This is a genomic window from Bacillus piscicola, from assembly GCF_022458745.1.
Lineage (GTDB): Bacteria > Bacillota > Bacilli > Bacillales > Marinococcaceae > Alteribacillus_A > Alteribacillus_A piscicola.
The window spans coordinates 1-4,000 of sequence record NZ_JAJJJF010000028.1; the positions used below are offsets into that span (position 1 = coordinate 1).

Annotated in this window: 8 protein-coding genes; all 8 read left to right on the forward strand. The window is 32.8% G+C overall.

What is annotated here, in order from left to right; genetic code table 11:
- Nucleotides 1-234 precede the first annotated feature (234 nt).
- A complete protein-coding gene (locus tag LOR49_RS17225) occupies nucleotides 235-636 on the forward strand; it encodes a hypothetical protein (protein WP_240378187.1) in 402 nt (133 codons plus the stop codon).
- A 108-nt stretch (nucleotides 637-744) separates the two neighbouring features.
- A complete protein-coding gene (locus tag LOR49_RS17230) occupies nucleotides 745-981 on the forward strand; it encodes a hypothetical protein (RefSeq protein ID WP_240378189.1) in 237 nt (78 codons plus the stop codon).
- A 292-nt stretch (nucleotides 982-1,273) separates the two neighbouring features.
- Nucleotides 1,274-1,750 carry a DUF2975 domain-containing protein gene (locus LOR49_RS17235; RefSeq protein WP_240378190.1) on the forward strand — a complete coding sequence of 159 codons (477 nt, stop codon included), beginning with the start codon at nucleotides 1,274-1,276 and terminating at the stop codon, nucleotides 1,748-1,750.
- A 10-nt stretch (nucleotides 1,751-1,760) separates the two neighbouring features.
- Entirely contained in the window at nucleotides 1,761-1,982 is a 222-nt protein-coding gene (locus tag LOR49_RS17240; protein WP_240378192.1) for a helix-turn-helix domain-containing protein, read from the forward strand.
- A 38-nt stretch (nucleotides 1,983-2,020) separates the two neighbouring features.
- The gene (locus LOR49_RS17245; RefSeq protein WP_240378194.1) at nucleotides 2,021-2,248 is read left to right on the forward strand and encodes a hypothetical protein; all 228 of its coding nucleotides are present in this window, start codon (nucleotides 2,021-2,023) and stop codon (nucleotides 2,246-2,248) included.
- 297 nt (nucleotides 2,249-2,545) lie between these two features.
- A complete protein-coding gene (locus LOR49_RS17250) occupies nucleotides 2,546-2,971 on the forward strand; it encodes a YhfM domain-containing protein (RefSeq protein ID WP_240378196.1) in 426 nt (141 codons plus the stop codon).
- Nucleotides 2,972-3,201: 230 nt separating this feature from the next.
- Entirely contained in the window at nucleotides 3,202-3,408 is a 207-nt protein-coding gene (locus tag LOR49_RS17255) for a helix-turn-helix transcriptional regulator (RefSeq protein WP_240378198.1), read from the forward strand.
- Nucleotides 3,409-3,434: 26 nt separating this feature from the next.
- Nucleotides 3,435-3,818 (forward strand): hypothetical protein, encoded by a 384-nt coding sequence (locus LOR49_RS17260; RefSeq protein ID WP_240378200.1) that lies wholly within the window; start codon nucleotides 3,435-3,437, stop codon nucleotides 3,816-3,818.
- The last annotated feature ends 182 nt before the right edge of the window (nucleotides 3,819-4,000 follow it).

Sequence of the window (4,000 nt, forward strand, 5' to 3'; positions counted from 1 at the left end):
AAACGGGGCAGGTTAGCAAAAAGGTTAAATTATATTTATGGTAAAACACAGGGTAAAGCATTGTGTTACTTTTGTTCAACAAACGGGCCATTTAATGGAGTAAGGCTTATTGTACTAACGGAGCAGGTTAATTGAAGAAGACGTTAGGTAAAAATTAACATTGATATTATTCAAGGTTATACTTATGATAGGTTGCTTTAATAAGAATATTGTATTGATGAAAGGGATTTTTCAATGACAGCTCATTATTTTATCGCTACATTAAAACCTATTCCTGAATATCACACAAGTGAAAATAATTATGCATTTATAAATGGTGAAGCGTATAAGGAAAGTTTGCCGTTTACCCTCCCTTATGTTTATGAACTTGGAGGTGAAGATATTGAATTTATTACATTCTTGGATTCATTTATGGAAATTGGGGACGTTGTAGAACTATATATATTTGAGGAAGGACGACTGGGTTATCTCTTATCACATAATTATCCAAAAGAGTCCAGAACAATTAATCTCTTAAAAAAAACTTACAAAGATGAATACGGTGAATATCAATTAGACTCAAAGAAATGGAAAGAGGAACTTTCCAGACGAACTATTGCATCAAAACGAAGCGTTACCACATTCGTTAAATATTAGTGACCAGTTGCTCTCAAGGTTGTTATTGAACTAACGGGCGCGATTCCTTAATAAAGCAGCGCCCGTATTGCGTATAAGGGCCATTTACGAAGTTAGGGAAGTGATGTTATGAAGCTCTTCAAGTCGATGAATGAAAGAGAATCACTCAATTGGAAAAAGGGAGCTTTCTTTGGTTTCTATACTTACGTACTCATATCAGCGGTAAACTATTTTTATTGTTTGGCAACGGAAAACGGTTTATTTTCACCAGCTTTTATTTTTTGGAGTGGTTTATTAGTTGCCTTTGTATTTGAATTAATTTTTAACCTTAAATACAAAAGCCAATCTGATACCAAGGACAGATAAAATGTATAAGGTTCTTCTAGAATCGGGTGTAATTCTAGAAGAAGGATTGCGTTGGAATCGGGCCATTATGTTGAAGATCGCAAAGTAAAAATTGATTAAACCTCATTCCGTAGCCACGGCTAAATATTTTATGAAGTATCTCTGTCCAATCAGGGATGCTTTTTATTTTTGTCAAAAAAGAAAAGATATTAATTAAACAACATTAAATTATTGAGTTTTAATACGGATTTATTGTAATTCAATAAAACACTTGCTATAATTCTAACAAGGAAAAATAAGTGAGGTGCTTTTTATGAAACAAGGAACAACTCTCTTTTTAAAGGTAGCTGTTTTTTATATTGGAATTACGGTACTTGCTTTGTGTATATTTCTGTTACCTTGGTTAGCAAATGATACCGCAGAAATGTATCCTGAGTTTGCTTATTTGCGATATCCCATTTTAATCGGGCTATATATAACAGCAATCCCATTTTTCATTGCCCTGTATGAGGCTTTAAGACTTTTAAATTACATTGATAGAAAAAATGCCTTCTCGGATTTGTCCGTAAATGCCCTAAGAAACATAAAATACTGTGCGATAACAATTAGTATCTTATATGTAATAGGCACTATATTTTTGTTGACACAAAACGCTTTACACCCTGGCATAGCAATTATTGCATTTACAATTATTTTTAGTTCCATTATTATTGCAGTTTTCGCTATGGTTCTTCAGAAGTTGTTTAAGAGTGCTTTAGATATAAAGTTAGAAAATGATTTAACAGTCTGAGGTGAAAACAGTGGCAATTATAATCAACATTGATGTGATGTTAGCAAAAAGAAAAATGAGTGTAACAGAACTATCCGAAAGAGTTGGAATCACTATGGCTAACATTTCTATTTTGAAAAATGGAAAAGCAAAAGCGATTCGATTATCAACTTTAGATGCTATTTGTAAAGCTTTGGATTGTCAGCCAGGGGATATTCTTGAATATCAAAGTGATAAAGATACGCAAGAATAAATAATCAAATAATTAATTTAAGAAGGGGTTGAGAATTTATGAAGAAATCGTTACTTTTATCAATCTCATTTTTGATAGTTATGTTTTTATCGGCTTGTACAAATAATACTGGTGCTTTAATAAAACCAAATGAGAATAGCATGGTTATTCACATAAAAAACAACGCTAATTTTGACTTTTATTCGATAGAAATCAGTACTGATGGTGAAATTACAGGCGGTATAAGTTATGCTGATGGCTCTGAAATTCGAAAAGGGGACACTTAGTAAAAATATATTGATCAAGAAGACTTTAACTTAGAAGGCAAAAAAACATTTAAATTTGTATTGATAAATGAAATGGAACAAAGGGTACCATTGAAAGAAATAACACTTGAATTAGCAACAAACAAGGAATACTCTTTTGAGATCATTGGTGATTCGATAAATGAAGCTGGTTTAAAAAGAATAAATTAACATTTCCTCAAACGGGCGCGATTCCTTAATAATGAGCAGCGTCAGTATTGTGTATAAGGGCCAGATAAATTGAAAACACGAATATCAGTACAGGGGGGGGAGAGATTTTTGAAAAAAATACTTTTGTTATTATTACTATCTTTTTGCGCATTACTATTATTTGCTTGCCAATCCCAAGAAGAGAAGATGACGCTAATTGATAATGTTTCATCTATTTCAATTTCTAAATCAGATGCCTATGGTGGGTTAAATGAAAATTATTTTACTACAATTGACGAAGATGCAATCATATCAAGATTTGAAGAGATTGTGAAAAATGCAGAAGGAAGAAAACAAAAAGTCGATGTTGATAAAGAAAAGCCTGATTATGATATATTGGTTCGTTATAAAAATGGGGAAACCCACGGATTACACCTTGTACTAGGAAATACAGGGGAGAAAAGTAGGATAATGTATATTGGGCACGAGCTAAATGGCTTTGATATATCTCCAAAAGACACAAATTATTTAAGGGATATGTTAGAAGGTCAATAAAGAATGTTCCGCAAACGGGGCGCAGTTGTGGAATAAGGATTGCGCTTCTAACAGCCAGATTGTAGAACAACAGGATAGTGAAGAAATACTTCAAACTGTATCTTAAAAAAGGTACAGTTTTTTTGCGTAAAAAAAGGACTTTTATAATTTTTATGAAATAATTGTAAAGGTAACTTGACCGTCAAGTTACCTTTACAATACACTAGGTATGAATAGAGGTGGTGATGACTTTGAAAAACAAGTTAAGTGAACACAGAAAAGAAATTGGTTTTTCTCAAGATAAATTAGCGGAAAAGTTAGGTGTTTCCAGGCAAACCATTATTTCTATCGAAAAGGGCAGGTACAATCCATCTCTTCCTCTTGCGATGATAATGGCAGAATTATTTGAAACGAAAGTGGAAAACATCTTCTTTTTGGAAGAAAAAGATTATAAGTAAGTTTATTCATATTAGGAGGTTGAATTATGAACAGAAAAACAGGCCAAATTCAATTTATCGTTTTTGGATTTCTCTTTTTAGCATTCAGTATAATAACAAGTATTGCTGCTATTTCAGGTGGAGTATTTCCGATAGGTCATGATATAGTTTTATTTGGAGTTAGCGTGATGGCATTTTGTAATGCTTATCTTTATCCTCATTTTAAAGAAAATGATGAGCGCTCGAAACGGATTAAAGAAAAAGGTATGTTTGTCAGTTACTTCTTTATTCTGGGGTATATGATTATTTTAATGGGGTTATTCCAGTTTAATGTGGTGGCTCTAAGTGGTTATCAGACTGTAAGTGTCTTGGCTGCTTTAACAATGATGACAGTCTTCATCTCTTTTGTAGTGTTTTCTAAACGGTCTTAAAAAGTGATATGATGTATTCAATTAAAGGGCGCCATTCTGGAATAACGCTCGGTAATATAAACAAAGTCATATTGTTGAACAGATAAACGGAAGGAGGTTAGGAGATAATGACAAACTTCTCAAGAACAACATGTTCACACGATACCTATAAGATGGAAGCTGACCATAGCGCTGGTCCTCTA

What these genes read in the sequence shown, in the direction of transcription:
- LOR49_RS17225 (WP_240378187.1), top strand. Translation starts at nt 235, where the DNA reads ATGACAGCTCATTATTTTATCGCTACATTAAAACCTATTCCTGAATAT.
- LOR49_RS17230 (WP_240378189.1), top strand. Translation starts at nt 745, where the DNA reads ATGAAGCTCTTCAAGTCGATGAATGAAAGAGAATCACTCAATTGGAAA.
- LOR49_RS17235 (WP_240378190.1), top strand. Translation starts at nt 1,274, where the DNA reads ATGAAACAAGGAACAACTCTCTTTTTAAAGGTAGCTGTTTTTTATATT.
- LOR49_RS17245 (WP_240378194.1), top strand. Translation starts at nt 2,021, where the DNA reads ATGAAGAAATCGTTACTTTTATCAATCTCATTTTTGATAGTTATGTTT.
- LOR49_RS17260 (WP_240378200.1), top strand. Translation starts at nt 3,435, where the DNA reads ATGAACAGAAAAACAGGCCAAATTCAATTTATCGTTTTTGGATTTCTC.